Genomic DNA, 13,884 nt, shown 5'->3' with positions numbered 1-13,884 from the left:
TCTATTTCTTACGGATTTAAAGGATTAAGCATGACGAAATTCCCTCTTCTGAGCAGTAAGATTTCCGGTCTGTTACACGGCGCGGATTACAACCCCGAGCAATGGCTGGATCACCCCGACGTGCTGGTGCGCGATGTCGAAATGATGAAAGAAGCACGCTGCAACGTGATGTCAGTGGGGATTTTCAGCTGGTCAGCGCTGGAACCTGAAGAAGGCCGCTACACCTTTGACTGGATGGATCAGGTGCTAAACCGCCTGCATGAAAACGGTATTTCGGTGTTTCTCGCGACACCCAGCGGCGCGCGTCCGGCATGGATGTCGCAAAAATATCCGCAGGTACTGCGCGTCGGGCGCGACCGCGTTCCCGCGCTGCACGGCGGGCGTCATAATCATTGCATGAGCTCGCCGGTTTACCGCGAAAAAGTGCAGCTGATGAACGGCCAGCTGGCGAAGCGTTACGCGAACCATCCGGCGGTGATTGGCTGGCACATCTCCAATGAATACGGCGGTGAATGCCATTGCGACACCTGTCAGGGGCAGTTTCGCGACTGGCTGAAAGCCCGTTATGTCACGCTTGATGCGCTGAACAAAGCCTGGTGGAGCACCTTCTGGAGCCACACTTACACCGACTGGTCGCAGCTCGAATCGCCATCACCGCAGGGCGAAAATGGGGTTCACGGCCTGAATCTTGACTGGCGGCGTTTTAATACCGATCAGGTTACGCGTTTTTGCAGCGAAGAAATCCGGCCGCTGAAAGCCGAAAATCCGGCGTTACCAGCGACCACTAACTTCATGGAATATTTCTACGATTACGATTACTGGAAACTTGCCGGCGTGCTGGATTTCATTTCCTGGGACAGCTACCCGATGTGGCACACCCGTCAGGATGATATCGGTCTCGCGGCGTATACCGCGATGTATCATGACCTTATGCGTACCCTCAAGCAGGGCAAGCCTTTTGTGCTGATGGAATCGACGCCGAGTTTCACCAACTGGCAGCCGACCAGCAAACTGAAAAAGCCGGGAATGCACATTCTCTCTTCCTTGCAGGCGGTCGCCCACGGAGCGGATTCCGTGCAGTATTTCCAGTGGCGTAAAAGCCGTGGTTCTTGCGAGAAATTCCACGGTGCAGTGGTCGATCACGTCGGGCACATCGACACCCGCGTCGGGCGCGAAGTCGCAGAGCTTGGCTCGATTTTATCGGCATTAGCGCCGGTGGCGGGCAGCCGTGTGGAAGCCAAAGTTGCCATCATCTTCGACTGGGAAAGCCGCTGGGCGATGGATGATGCGATGGGGCCGCGTAACGCCGGGCTGCATTACGAAAATACCGTCGCCGATCATTACCGCGCGCTCTGGGCGCAGGGAATTGCGGTGGACGTGATTAACGCAGACTGCGATTTGCAGGGCTACGATCTGGTGATTGCCCCGATGCTGTACATGGTGCGCGAGGGCGTCGGTGAGCGCATCAGCGCCTTTGTTCAGGCTGGCGGACGCTTTGTCGCGACCTACTGGAGCGGGATCGTCAACGAAACCGATTTGTGCTTCCTCAACGGATTCCCCGGACCGCTGCGACCGGTGTTGGGCATCTGGGCGGAAGAGATAGACAGCCTGACCGATGAACAGCACAACAGCGTCGCCGGTGTGGAGGGCAACGCGCTGGGGCTCAGCGGCCCGTATCGCGCCTCGCAGCTGTGCGAAGTGATCCATCTGGAAGGGGCGGCAGCACTGGCCACCTACGGCGACGATTTCTATGCCGGTAATCCGGCCGTGACCGTGAATCTGTACGGCAAAGGGCAGGCGTACTACGTGGCGTCGCGTAACGATCAGCAGTTCCATGCCGATTTCTTTACCGCGCTGGCGAAGGAGATGAAGTTGCCGCGCGCCATCAATACGCCGCTGCCGGAAGGTGTGACTGCCGCGCGCCGTACCGATGGTGAAAGCGAGTTTATCTTCCTGCAAAACTACAATGCGGACAGCCAGACCGTTGCGTTGCCGCAGGATTATCAGGATATCGTTCACGGCGGGAACCTGCCGCGCAAACTGACGTTACCGGCATTTGGCTGCCAGATCCTGACGCGTAAAATCACACAATAAGTTTTACTCCTGACGTGCCGTGGGGAATATTCCCTGCGGCACGTTTTTTCATTTCTGCAAGAGAGGATTAATCATGGTCAATATTAAAGACTTTATGCATGTGTTCTCGGCGAAGAATAAAAATCTGAAAGATGAAGTGCCGCCGTCCACCGACGTCGCGTTATTAATTGAGGCGCTTGGCGGGCACGATAACATTATCAATGTCGATGCTTGTATTACCCGTCTGCGCGTGAAGGTCAGAGAGTTAAAGCGCGTTAACTCAGGCGCTATCCAGCAGACCGGCGCGATTGGGGTGGTCATTATCGGCCAGGAAGTGCATGCGATATTCGGCAAGCAGTCCGACAGCCTGAAGAAACTGATGACTGAGAAGTTTGGCTTACAGAGTAATTAAGCTTATTTAAATTTTAAGTTAAATTAAAAGCACACTGAAATAATAAAAAGGCAGCCAGATAATTTGGCTGCCTTTTTTATTTACTTTGACACTTTAGTAATAATAACGATGCTGCTGTGCGGGTACAAAAAACGTCACGATCCCCTACAAGAGAAAATGCGTTAAACCCTGAGCATTTATAACAATGAGGTTATTTCTTAATATCATCAGACACAGATTTATTTTAATACGGTATTTCAGGCATAACGTTTACTTCATGAACAAACAACTTACCACCAGGCTTCAACCTGAACCCCAAAGTTCCAGGTGTCGGATTTGGTGTGATCTTCAAACGTATCGCCATGCTCTGAGTCATTCAGATACGACGCAAATACGCGCAGTTCAGGACGGGACATAAACTCAGGACCTGCTGCCAGACCCATCGCCAGGGTGTATTTCTGGCCGCCCTGTTTGTAGTTAGAGCCGTTCTTGTAATCATCTTTCTGATAGAAAGTACCGACTTCACCGATGGTACGCACGTAATCTGTCCACTGATACTGCGCGCGGCCAACCAGCGAGACCAGTTCGGTAGTGTCGGTGTAAGCCGTAATGTTATCCGCGTGGCCGTAGGTCAGCACGTGGTTGAGGCTGAATTTGCTGGTGATTGGAATCAGACCGGTGATGATGCCGCGATAACCGGTGGCGTCATTGGTGTAGTTCCACATGTCATACCAGCCGCCGCCCTGGGAGATCATGTTCTGGGCCAGACCTTTGTCCGCGTACTGTAAAACCAGTTTGTTATAGCCGCCCCACATGTCCTGACTGATTTCGCCGGTCAGCATCACGCCATTATCCGCGTCATACAGGCCGCCGTACTCTTTCTGATCGTGCGTCAGGTTCGGCATGGCGTAGTCAGCACCAATTTCCATCCACGCGCCGTTCCACGGTTTGATTCCGGCATAACGTACGTCGATGTAGTTGATGTTAACGTCATTATCGCCGTCGACGCGGTAATCCACGTCATTGGCATCGCCACGGATCCACGCCACGGACAGCGCACCTTCGCCCAGCTTCAGGTTTTCCACCCCGGCCCCGGCACCGGAGATGTTCCAGTATTTGGTGTCGATGATGTGCAAGTCGTGGCGCTGGTAGTAGCGTTTCCCGCCCCAGATCACCGCATCTTTATCCCACGGCACCAGCCCTTTGATTTGCAGATTCAGCTGACGCAGGCCGAACTGCGCGTCGTCGTTAACGGTGCTTTCATCATCATTTGAGCCGTCGGAAACCATGCTGACCATGGAGTCGACATAAAAACTCACATCGTCCTTTTTGTAGACTTCACTGCCCAGTTCGACTTCACCGTAGGTGTCGTCTTCGTTGCCCAGACGACCGACTTTATTTTTTTGGAACTGTTCTAAGCTGCCACTGCCGGAAACACCCAGCCCTGAACGCAGATAGCCATGAAAATCAATATCGTTTGCCACTGCAGGGCCTGCCGTGATGGCGAGGGAAACCGCCACAGCCAGAGTGCGTAAGTTGTGTTTCATTCTTTTTCCTTATGATTGTATGACGTTCACATTTACGGAATCTATAAGATACCCAGAAACAATAATGATCAATTTTACACATCCTGAATTGTGATTTAGATCCATAACTTGTGGTGTATAAATAAACGGGTAGTGATTTAAATCACAAGATTATGCAATGTTAACGTATAACTTATGCAGTGCCTGACTCGCCAGATTGAACTTTTAGATGAGATCCCGTAGTTTGAGTCGATTGATGTGGGGGTAAGCTACGTTCACAGGTTCCAGGCAGGGAAAGAGAATGAAATCGAAAAGTTCGACATTAGAAGATGTTGCCCGCTACGCCGGCGTGTCTTATCAGACCGTTTCGCGGGTTTTGAACAAGTCCGCCAACGTCTCTGACGCCACCCGTCTGAAAGTCGAGCAGGCAATTGAAGTCCTGCGTTATGTACCTAACCGTCTGGCACAGCAGCTGGTCGGCAAACAGAGTTTCACGTTGGGGCTGGTGACCACGTCGCTGGCACTGCACGCGCCTTCGCAGATAGCCGCCTCCGTCAAAAAATACGCGCATCAGGCCGGTTATCAGGTGCTGATTTCGATGATTGACGAAGACGTCAATCAAAGCATTCAGGACTCCATCAACGAGCTGAAATCCCAGCGGGTAGATCGCGTGATTATCAACATCCCGCTGGAAAGCGCCGAAGCGGAGCTTATCTACGAGAACAATCGCGATATTTTGTGCCTGTTCCTTGATGTCGACCCGACAAGCACGGTGTTTAACGTCTGCTTTAACCCGGCGGACGGTTCGCGCGCCAGCGTCGAATATCTGCTGGAGTTAGGTCACCGGGAGTTCGCACTGCTGGCCGGGCCGGAGGATTCGGTATCATCGCGCCTGCGCCTCAGGAGCTGGCAGGAGACGCTGACGGAGAACGGGTTACAGCCGGTGACGGTTATTCATGGCGACTGGAGCGCGAAAAGTGGCTATTACAATGCGCTGCACATGCTGCGTGAGACGCCACAGTTTACCGCGATGCTGGTGGGGAATGACCAGATGGCGCTGGGCGTTACCAGTGCGCTGCATCAGCACAACGTCGCTATCCCGCAGCAGGTGTCGATCGTTGGCTACGATGACACCTATGACAGCGCGTTCTTCCATCCGGCGCTCACCACGGTGTCGCTGGATCTGGATTTGCAAAGCAAAGAGGCGGTTGAACGGCTGCTGGCCACGAAGAATGACGTTACGGTCTCCAAAGTCTTACCGGCAAAGCTGGTTGTGCGTAATTCCACCCGCGCGCCGGGTGGGCAGGACAAAGATCTGAACCAGATCGCCGATCAGCTGGATAAACTCGCTTCGCAGTTGCGCGGCCAGTAGGAAACGGTTTAAATCCCTCAGACTTTTAAAAAGACAAAAGGAAATGAAGGAATGACCTTATGGCAGTGTTATTTGCAGGGCTGGAAAGGCTATGTGAAATTTGCGGGCAGGGCGACCAGAAAGGAATTTTGGGTCTTCACGCTGGGTAATATCGTGTTGATGATTTTGCTGGTGATGGGCACCATCTCTTTCTTCTCCATGGCGGGCGATCCTTACATCGGCGTGCTCTACGCCGGAATGGCGTACAGCCTTTTCGCGCTGGTACTGGCGCTGCCTCTTCTCGCCGTCGGTATCCGCCGTATGCACGATATTGGCCGCTCCGGGTGGTGGTTTGGCGGCGTCTATCTGGCGGGCGTCATCTCGCGGATGCTGAATATGATCCTTGTCCAGTATGCCTCGCCCGAAACTTACGCCGTGATGAACGTGGTGCTGGGCATTATCCTTGGCTGGATCCCGCTGCTGGGGATTATTTACCTTTGCTGCCAGAAATCTAAAACGTCGGTGGATTTGCAAAAGCCGGTTATTGCTGAATAAGCCTTCCTGAAACGGGAGTTTGCGGCGGTGTTCGCGGCAAACTCCTCATCTTTACTATTGCGTCCTCTTCGACTTTGGATACTTCCACAGCCAGCGGCCGCTGGCCATGCGCCAGTAGAAGAACACTCCGCGCACGATCCAGTCGAGGAACATCCCAAGCCAGATACCTACGACGCCAAAGCCAAGTACGATCCCGAGGAAATAGCCGACCACAATACGACATCCCCACATGCCCACCATCGACACGTACATGGTGAAACGGGCGTCGCGCGCGCCTTTCAAACCGGCGGGCAGAACCCAGGATGCTGCCCAAAACGGCATAAATGCGGCATTCAGCCAGATAAGGATTTTGACCACGTCAATCACGTCTTCTTCATTGGTGTAAAAGCGCGCCAGCAGGCCAGCGAAGGGCACAGACAGAAACGCCAGTACGCACAGTCCAAAGGTCGACAGCCAGAAGATGTGGCGCAGCTGGCGTTCGGACTGGGCGATTTGTCCTTTGCCCAGCCGCGTACCGACGATAATGGTCGACGCCGAGCCCAGGGCGTTTCCCGGCAGGTTGATTAAGGCCGCTATGGAGAAGGCGATAAAGTTACCAGCAATGACGTTGGTGCCCATTCCGGCGACGAAAACTTGCGTCAGTAATTTTCCGCCGTTGAACAGCACGGATTCAATACTGGCGGGAATGCCGATACCGAGTACTTCGCGCAGAATATTGGTATTGAGCGGCAGGAAGTAACTTTTCAGCGAGATTTTGAGTGAGGGATTAAAGCCGACCATCAGCACCGCGATAACCGCTATCGCACCGATGTATCGGGCAATGGTCAGGCCGAGACCTGCGCCGATAAAGCCCAGACCGTTCCAGCCGAAACAACCGTAAATCAGCACGCTGCTGATAACCAGATTGAGGATGTTCATGCCGCCGTTCAGCAGCATCGGAATTTTGGTATTACCGGCACCGCGCAGCGCACCTGAGCCAATCAGCGCAATGGCTGCCGCCGGATAACTCCAGCTACTCATTTGCAGATAAGATAGCGCCATCTCTTTGACTTGCGGTTCGGCGTTACCGGCGATCATGTCGATAATCACATGGCCGGAAAACTGGAGTAAGATCGCCAGCAGCACCGCAAAGACGGTCATGATCGCCAGCGACTGACGCGCCGCAGCGCGGGCACGTTCGTGATCGAGTTTACCCAGACTGAAGGCGACCACCACTGTCGTACCGAGATCGACAGCGGCGAAGAACGAAATGATCACCATGTTAAAACTGTCTGCCAGCCCAACGCCCGCCATCGCTTCTTTGCCCAGCCAGCTGACCAGAAACGTACTCAGGACGCCCATCAGCAGAACGCAGGCATTCTCGAAGAAAATAGGCACAGCGAGGGGCGTGATTTCACGCCAGAACAGGGTGCGGTAAGAACGCCGTTTCGGATACCAGGGCGTGCGCTCGATGGCTTTGCGCAAAGAGACGATGACGTTTTGCAAGAGAATTCCAGATGGCAGAAAGTAGAACAGCGTTTTAATTTATGATGGTAAAAGACTCTGCATTATGCAAAGTCTTTTTTAAGAAGCGGGGTAATTAAAGTGTTAAAAAACAATTATCGGAAAGGGGGTTCGTTAAAGGTACGTAATTTGCGTGAATGCAGATGATCGCCCTCGGCGCGCAGCAGATCGATGGCACAGATACCGATTTGCAAATGCTCCGAGATTGCCCCTTCATAGAACTTGTTGGCCTGACCCGGCAGTTTGATTTCGCCGTGCAGAGGTTTATCAGAGACGCAGAGTAAAGTGCCGTACGGCACGCGAAAGCGATAACCCTGTGCGGCGATGGTCGCACTCTCCATATCCACGGCCACGGCGCGGCTGAGATTAAAACGCAGCTCCGAGGCGGCGTAGCGCAGCTCCCAGTTACGGTCATCGGTCGTCACCACCGTTCCGGTGCGCAGGCGTTGTTTCACTTCTTCACCCGGCATGCCGCTCATCTTTTTGGTGGCGTCATAGAGCGCGCGCTGCACTTCGGCAATGCTTGGGATAGGGATATCCGGCGGCAGGACGGCATCAAGAACGTGATCGTCACGCAGATAAGCGTGGGCCAGAACGTAATCGCCGATGGATTGAGTTTCGCGTAATCCGCCGCAGTGACCAATCATCAGCCAGACGTGCGGACGTAATACGGCCAGATGATCGCAAATGGTTTTGGCATTCGCCGGGCCGACACCGATGTTCACGAGTGTTATCCCGGCCCCGTCGCGTGCAATCAGATGATAGGCTGGCATCTGATGTTTTTTCCACGCCAGGTCTGAAACGGCCTGTTCCGGATAGAGCGTGTCGGCGGTAATAAATACGCTGCCCGCACAGGCCAGCGCTTCGTACGGGCTGTCGGGATCGGCAATCTGTGCGCACGCCCAGCTGACAAACTCATCCACATAGCGGGTGTAGTTGGTGAACAGCACGTATGGCTGGAAATGCTCGATTAGCGTGCCGGTGTAGTGGCGCAGACGTGCGAGGGAGAAATCAGCGCGCAGCGCGTTAAAATGTGAAAGCGGAAAGGTATCGCCGGGATAATACAACCCGTCGGCGGTTTCATCGCCAATTTGCGAAAGCTCTGTGGTGGGGAAATGTTTTGCCAGCCCAGCACTCATTGAGCGGTCGAGCATCAAATCCGAACCGTCGATGACGTAGGAATAAGGGATCTCCTGCTGCGACGGCACGACCTCAATCACCGCATTGTATTCTTCCTCGAGCAAAGAAAGCTGCTCGATGAGATAACGGTGGAACAGCTCGGGGTGGGTGATGGTAGTGGCATAACGTCCGGGGTGAGAAAAGCGGCCATAGGCGCGGGTCGGATTTTTAGCGGGCGTCACGCCGTCCCAGCTCACACGCAGTTCCGGGTAAACGAACAATCCCGCTGCGCGCGCAGCCACGTCCGGCAGTGTGCCCTGAACGATGAAATCCTTAATCGCATCCCGCAGTGCCGCGACCGAGTTATTGTACATCTCTTCGAGTTTATCAATCGCCTCTACAGCGGTAAGTGACTTGTTATCCATACGCTTTTCCTTTTTTCTTCGTTCATCATCAGGTCACTCTAAATATGGCGGGTCTGGCCGGTGACGCCAATGTTTAATTGATGCTGAAGCGGTGAAAATTACGCTGCGCGGTATTCAGCCCCTGCAATCTGGCATAGCATCAAAAATTACAGGTATAATCCTGCACATTATTCAACGGATTTAGAAACGAACATGACAAAACTGACTTTACAAGAGCAACTGCTAAAAGCGGGATTAGTGTCCAGCAAGAAAATGGACAAAGTTCAGCGAACGGCGAAGAAATCACGCGTTCAGGCCCGTGAGGCCAGAGAGGCGGTGGAAGAAAATAAGAAGGCGCAGCTTGAGCGTGATAAGCAGCTGAGCGAACAACAAAAACAAGCGGCCTTATCGAAAGAATATAAAGCGCAGGTGAAGCAGCTGATTGAAATGAACAGAGTCGATATTTCAAAAGGCGATATTGGCTTTAACTTCACAGACGGCAATTTAATCAAAAAAATCTTTGTGGATAAGACAACTCAGGCGCAGCTGATCAGTGGCCGTCTGGCTATCGCCCGTCTGGTGGTTGAAAGCAGCGGCGAGAGTCAGTACGCGATTATCCCCGCCAGCGTCGCGGATAAAATTGCCCAGCGCGATGCAAACAGCATTGTATTGAACAGTGCGCTGAGTCAGGAAGAGCAGGATGAAGAAGATCCGTATGCTGACTTTAAAGTGCCTGATGATTTGATGTGGTAATCAACGTTTTCAGAACGGGCTGTCATTACGGGCAACGACCGGCTCATCGCTGACCGGATGCACAAAATGCAGCTCACTGGCATGCAGCATCAGCCGCGGTGTCCGCTCCGTCCCCGGCAGCAGGAGACCGCCGTACAGGTCACAGCCTAAAATAGGGTGGCCGAGTTGCTGGCAATGGATGCGCAGCTGGTGCGTGCGTCCGGTTTCCGGGGTGAGTTCTACCCGCGTCAATGGCAGTAACGTCCCGTCTTCCCGCTCATGATAAATCCGCTCAGCGACCCGATACCGGGAGCGGGCGGGTTTGCCGTGGATTGCGCAAATCGACATCAGCGGAAACAGCGCCGGGTCTTTGGCAATCGGCGCGTCTATTATTCCTTCGTCGTCATCCAGATGTCCGCACAGCAGGGCGCTGTACATTTTGGTCACCGTGCGGTTGCTGAACTGCTGGCAGAGTGCGGCATTTATCGCTTTGTTGCGGGCAATCACCATTAATCCGGACGTGCCGAAATCAAGACGGTGGACAAGCGTACAGCCGGGGAACAGCTTTACCAGCCGGTGATGCACCGAATCGAGGTTTTGCGGATTCTTCCCTGAAAGGCTGAGCAGCCCGGAGGGCTTGTTGATAAGCAACAGGTGATCGTCCTGATAAAGAATGTCTATCTGGTCATGGCACGGCGGGGCAATAAAAGTATCGATAATTGCTGACATCAGACTGGCCGGAAGGAAAGTGGGTGGCGGATGATAACGAATTTTACGCCGGGTGACGAATCCGGTCTGGCACAGCCCGCCATCAGACAATCCACAAAAGCAAAAAGCCCGCTTAGTTTCCTAAGCGGGCTTTTCTAATATGGCTCCTCTGACTGGACTCGAACCAGTGACATACGGATTAACAGTCCGCCGTTCTACCGACTGAACTACAGAGGAATCGTTGGAACGGGGCGAATAATAGCGACTGCCCCTGAGCATGTCAAAGGGGAAACTGCATAAATGTGTGCGTTTGCTGATACTTTGGTCAAGTTGTTGAGAATAGAGTCAAAAAGGCGGTTTTTTCCCATTGGCGGCGCAAGCCAGGCCACTCTTCAGAGGGGTGTTATTAACCCTGCTAATTGATAAGGCTGACCCATAAGAATGCATTATGTTGGTGCAGCAGGCGCGAAAATACGGGGGCATGCCGGTTTGATTTCTGCCGAAGCGGGCTTTTCTCACTTCCTCCTGCGATAGTTTTCTCTTATGTTCTGTGGCATTGGCGCGGTCAGGCAGGGTTTTTCCTCTGCGCACCCGAGATTGGCGCAGATCTTGCTTTTATCAGACCTGCTAATAAATACGCTGTACGTACATAAATTCAGTTCAGGGTACCCCTTACCGCGCAAGATGGAGGCAGAGATGAATCTCAGACGTTTAAAGTACTTTGTGAAAATCGTCGATATTGGCAGCCTGACGCAGGCCGCTGAGGTTCTGCATATCGCCCAACCGGCACTGAGCCAGCAACTGGCGACGCTGGAAGGTGAGTTGCAGCAACAATTGCTGATTCGCACCAAGCGCGGCGTGACGCCTACCGAAGCCGGTAATATTCTTTATTCGCACGCCCAGGCGATTTTGCGCCAGTGCGAGCAGGCCCATTGTGCGGTAAGCAGTGCAGGGCAGTCGCTGAGCGGGCAGGTATCCGTCGGCCTTGCGCCGGGGACGGCCGCCTCGCAGCTGGCATTGCCATTGTTGCAAGCCGTGCGCGAGCAGCATCCGGGCATTCTGTTGTATCTCAATGAAAACTTCGGCACGGCGCTCGGCGAACTGGTACTGGATGGCCGCATGGACATGGCGGTGCTGTACGGTGCACGTCCTGAAATCGGGCTGTGCAGTCAGCCGCTGATGAAAGAAGATCTTTATCTGGTCGGCACACACGCCGTACCGAATCCGGGAAAATACGTTGATTTGAGCGATGTGGCTAAGCTGAATCTGTTCATGCCGCGATCTTATAATGTGATGCGCCGTCTGGTGGATGATGCGATGGCGATACGCCGGCTGAGCGCCAACGTCATTGGTGAAATCGAATCCTCTGCGACACTCACCGCCGCAGTGGCCAGTGGTCTGGGTGCGACTATCTTGCCGGAATCCGCCGCGCGGGCGATGACAGGCCCGGCGAAAGCCTGGATGTCGTGTATCAGCAGCCCGGCGATTCAGGTGCCGTTATCCTTATGCGTATCAGAAACGCTGGCGCTGTCTCAGGAGGCGATGGCGGTGAAGAAAATCCTGCTGGGGCTGGTTGCGGAGCAAACGGTACCGGTACTAGAACCGATGCTGGCGGCGAGCTGACACGGAAAAAATGGGCGATCATCGATCGCCCATTTGATTTTCCCCGGTCAGGAGTGACCATAATAACAAAGACTACTTACAGGCTTTAATTTCCTTCCATTGTGACCACTCACCAGTGAACTCCGGGTTACCAGGTTCATTGTTTTGTGTCCAATAGTTAGCCAGATACTCCTTGCCTTTCCACACAACGCTTTCACCACCGTAATAGATTTTCTGTGCATCCCAGTTATTCGCACACGTTTTGCCCGAGCCAGTATCCGGCAGCGGCTGAACCTGCGGTGTGACGGTCAGCGTATACGAAGCTACGTTGCTTTTTTTGCCGTCAGATACCGTCAGGTTGAAGGTGTAACTTTTCTTCACGGTCACTGTCGGGGCAACAAAACTGATGCTGTCGCGATCGGTGCCTTCCAGCGCGGTGCCGTTGGGCAGGAGCCAGGTGTAAGACAGTTTGTCACCGTTCGCATCACTCGACGCCGAGGCGTTAAGGGTTACGTTCGCCTGACTTTCGACTTCACCAATCGGCCCGGTCAGTACCGCGACGGGCGCGGCATTGGTGTCGGTCGGGGCTGGTGTCGGTGTTGGCGTTGGTGTCGGATCCGGCGTTGGTGTCACCGGCTCGGCCTTACCTGAATCATCGACAATCGTCACGTTGAAGAAGTGCTGGACGCAGCGTTTATAGTCGCCCTCTTTGAATGAGGAGAACGGCGTCTGATAACCGACTAACTGACAGGAATACGTCGAGCCTGTCGGCGTGGTCGGATCCCATCCCCAGTCCTGTTCCCAGTACTGCGGCAGGGCGCCGGAGCCGCCTTCGTCGAACTGTTTCATGTTCTTACAGCCCAGCACTTCATCAGCAGCGACCGGCACCTTCAAATAATCCGCTTCACTTTTGTAGTAGGAGATACGGTTTTCGCCCTGAGCAATCTCAGTCGGGCCGCCGCATTCCACACCGCCGTTGATGATCTGAATGGTGACGCCGAAGCCCGGCACCAGACCGTTGGCTTTATCGTGATCGTTCGGCACCCAGGTACCATCGATCACGTGCAGCATGCTTGGCTTAGGTGCCTGCGGGGTGACAAAGAAGAACACCGCACTGGCGAGGTTTAGCCAGGTGTCCGCTACCAGCTCCGGTTTATCGAGCAGAGTTCTGACGGTGCCAAACATCGCATCTGAGAACGGGCCGTAATTGTAGTTGTAGGAAAGTTGTTTCGCGCCACGGCCAAAGTAGCTGACAAAATCACCCTGCGCATCTTTGCCACAAGGCCATGTTTGCCCCTGCCAGACGTCCGGATTACATTCGCCGTTATACCCGCCTTTCTGGCCTTCAACCCAGCCCATTTCCCGCAGCCACACCAGCCCCTGCCGCCATTCTGCTTCAGGACGCCAGCTTTCATGCCCGCCGGTTTCCTGCGCGAAGTGCGCAAACATGGTCGCCAGCGCTTTGCGACAAATAGCGTCGGAATCACGCCCGTCGGTGTAAGTGCCGCACACTGCCGGGAATTTACCTATCGCCTTCAGGAAGTTTTCGTAGCTGTATTCCGGCGCGCGCAGTGGGAAGATATATTCCCATTGCTCTTTGCTGAGGTTTTTTTCAACGCGTTTGACGTTGTCGGGGTTAGCAGCGCGCCCCGGCGCAATTTTTTCAACCGAGTCGTTATCGAGCGTGCGGATGGATGCCTTCACTGCCTGCATAAGCGGATTTTGCGTCAGTGAGGCTTCTTTTTTTACCAGGTCACTCTCTTTAATGACATAGGGTTCGGTGGCGGCGGCAGTATCGTCTGCAATAGCCATTGAAGAGCCTGCCAGAAGGCAAGACAGCGTAATGAAATTGAGGCAAAGCTGGGACTTTAATCTGTGCATAGTTAATACCCTTTATGCGTTGCAAAAAACTGAAACACG

The 13,884-nt window shown here is 53.8% G+C and carries 11 protein-coding genes and 1 tRNA gene; 6 read left to right on the top strand and 6 right to left on the bottom strand.

All coding sequences use genetic code 11. From position 1 onward, the window contains the following. Positions 1–30 precede the first annotated feature (30 nt). Both TU92_RS03010 and TU92_RS03005 read left to right on the top strand, forming a co-directional pair. Complete coding sequence (locus TU92_RS03010) at positions 31–2,094, top strand: beta-galactosidase (protein WP_112164477.1); 2,064 nt, start codon at positions 31–33, stop codon at positions 2,092–2,094. Between the two features lie 73 nt (positions 2,095–2,167). Continuing rightward, positions 2,168–2,485, top strand: a complete 318-nt coding sequence (locus TU92_RS03005; protein WP_112164476.1) for a PTS sugar transporter subunit IIB — start codon at positions 2,168–2,170, stop codon at positions 2,483–2,485. Positions 2,486–2,754: 269 nt separating this feature from the next. On the opposite strand, the gene TU92_RS03000 is transcribed toward TU92_RS03005, so the two are convergent. Beyond that, positions 2,755–4,011, bottom strand: a complete 1,257-nt coding sequence (locus tag TU92_RS03000) for a maltoporin (RefSeq protein WP_112164475.1) — start codon at positions 4,009–4,011, stop codon at positions 2,755–2,757. A gap of 280 nt (positions 4,012–4,291) precedes the next feature. Between TU92_RS03000 and TU92_RS02995 the strand changes: the two genes are divergently transcribed. Then, positions 4,292–5,362 carry a LacI family DNA-binding transcriptional regulator gene (locus tag TU92_RS02995; protein ID WP_112164474.1) on the top strand — a complete coding sequence of 357 codons (1,071 nt, stop codon included), beginning with the start codon at positions 4,292–4,294 and terminating at the stop codon, positions 5,360–5,362. Between the two features lie 51 nt (positions 5,363–5,413). Next, the gene (locus tag TU92_RS02990; RefSeq protein WP_112164473.1) at positions 5,414–5,896 is read left to right on the top strand and encodes a DUF805 domain-containing protein; all 483 of its coding nucleotides are present in this window, start codon (positions 5,414–5,416) and stop codon (positions 5,894–5,896) included. 54 nt (positions 5,897–5,950) lie between these two features. Here TU92_RS02990 and TU92_RS02985 read toward each other — a convergent pair whose 3' ends face one another. Both TU92_RS02985 and TU92_RS02980 read right to left on the bottom strand, forming a co-directional pair. Continuing rightward, entirely contained in the window at positions 5,951–7,381 is a 1,431-nt protein-coding gene (locus tag TU92_RS02985) for an EmmdR/YeeO family multidrug/toxin efflux MATE transporter (protein ID WP_112164472.1), read from the bottom strand. Positions 7,382–7,494: 113 nt separating this feature from the next. Beyond that, on the bottom strand, positions 7,495–8,943 hold the full coding sequence (locus TU92_RS02980) for an AMP nucleosidase (protein WP_112164471.1): 1,449 nt from the start codon (positions 8,941–8,943) through the stop codon (positions 7,495–7,497). A gap of 192 nt (positions 8,944–9,135) precedes the next feature. Between TU92_RS02980 and TU92_RS02975 the strand changes: the two genes are divergently transcribed. Further along, on the top strand, positions 9,136–9,675 hold the full coding sequence (locus TU92_RS02975; RefSeq protein WP_112164470.1) for a DUF2058 domain-containing protein: 540 nt from the start codon (positions 9,136–9,138) through the stop codon (positions 9,673–9,675). 9 nt (positions 9,676–9,684) lie between these two features. Here TU92_RS02975 and TU92_RS02970 read toward each other — a convergent pair whose 3' ends face one another. Together TU92_RS02970 and TU92_RS02965 are read right to left on the bottom strand one after the other, a co-directional pair. Further along, positions 9,685–10,383, bottom strand: coding sequence for an RluA family pseudouridine synthase (locus TU92_RS02970; RefSeq protein WP_112164513.1), 699 nt, complete (start codon positions 10,381–10,383; stop codon positions 9,685–9,687). Between the two features lie 140 nt (positions 10,384–10,523). Beyond that, positions 10,524–10,599, bottom strand: a tRNA-Asn gene (locus TU92_RS02965). Between the two features lie 459 nt (positions 10,600–11,058). Between TU92_RS02965 and nac the strand changes: the two genes are divergently transcribed. Continuing rightward, positions 11,059–11,985: a nitrogen assimilation transcriptional regulator NAC gene (gene nac, locus TU92_RS02960; RefSeq protein ID WP_112164469.1), complete on the top strand. Its 927-nt coding sequence runs from the start codon at positions 11,059–11,061 to the stop codon at positions 11,983–11,985. Between the two features lie 72 nt (positions 11,986–12,057). Here the strand turns inward: nac and TU92_RS02955 are convergent, their stop codons facing one another. Beyond that, the gene (locus TU92_RS02955; protein ID WP_112164468.1) at positions 12,058–13,845 is read right to left on the bottom strand and encodes a chitinase; all 1,788 of its coding nucleotides are present in this window, start codon (positions 13,843–13,845) and stop codon (positions 12,058–12,060) included. Positions 13,846–13,884 lie beyond the last annotated feature (39 nt).

Source organism: Rahnella inusitata (genome assembly GCF_003263515.1).
In the GTDB taxonomy this organism is placed as follows: Bacteria; Pseudomonadota; Gammaproteobacteria; order Enterobacterales; family Enterobacteriaceae; genus Rahnella; species Rahnella inusitata.
Note: the sequence above shows the minus strand (reverse complement) of the source record. Positions and strands in the feature narration are given on the sequence as shown.

Excerpts from the sequence above, each read along its gene's own strand:
- TU92_RS02955 (WP_112164468.1), bottom strand. The coding sequence starts at position 13,845 with ATGCACAGATTAAAGTCCCAGCTTTGCCTCAATTTCATTACGCTGTCT.
- TU92_RS02980 (WP_112164471.1), bottom strand. The coding sequence starts at position 8,943 with ATGGATAACAAGTCACTTACCGCTGTAGAGGCGATTGATAAACTCGAA.
- TU92_RS03005 (WP_112164476.1), top strand. The coding sequence starts at position 2,168 with ATGGTCAATATTAAAGACTTTATGCATGTGTTCTCGGCGAAGAATAAA.
- TU92_RS03000 (WP_112164475.1), bottom strand. The coding sequence starts at position 4,011 with ATGAAACACAACTTACGCACTCTGGCTGTGGCGGTTTCCCTCGCCATC.
- TU92_RS02975 (WP_112164470.1), top strand. The coding sequence starts at position 9,136 with ATGACAAAACTGACTTTACAAGAGCAACTGCTAAAAGCGGGATTAGTG.
- TU92_RS02990 (WP_112164473.1), top strand. The coding sequence starts at position 5,414 with ATGACCTTATGGCAGTGTTATTTGCAGGGCTGGAAAGGCTATGTGAAA.
- nac (WP_112164469.1), top strand. The coding sequence starts at position 11,059 with ATGAATCTCAGACGTTTAAAGTACTTTGTGAAAATCGTCGATATTGGC.
- TU92_RS03010 (WP_112164477.1), top strand. The coding sequence starts at position 31 with ATGACGAAATTCCCTCTTCTGAGCAGTAAGATTTCCGGTCTGTTACAC.
- TU92_RS02970 (WP_112164513.1), bottom strand. The coding sequence starts at position 10,383 with ATGTCAGCAATTATCGATACTTTTATTGCCCCGCCGTGCCATGACCAG.
- TU92_RS02995 (WP_112164474.1), top strand. The coding sequence starts at position 4,292 with ATGAAATCGAAAAGTTCGACATTAGAAGATGTTGCCCGCTACGCCGGC.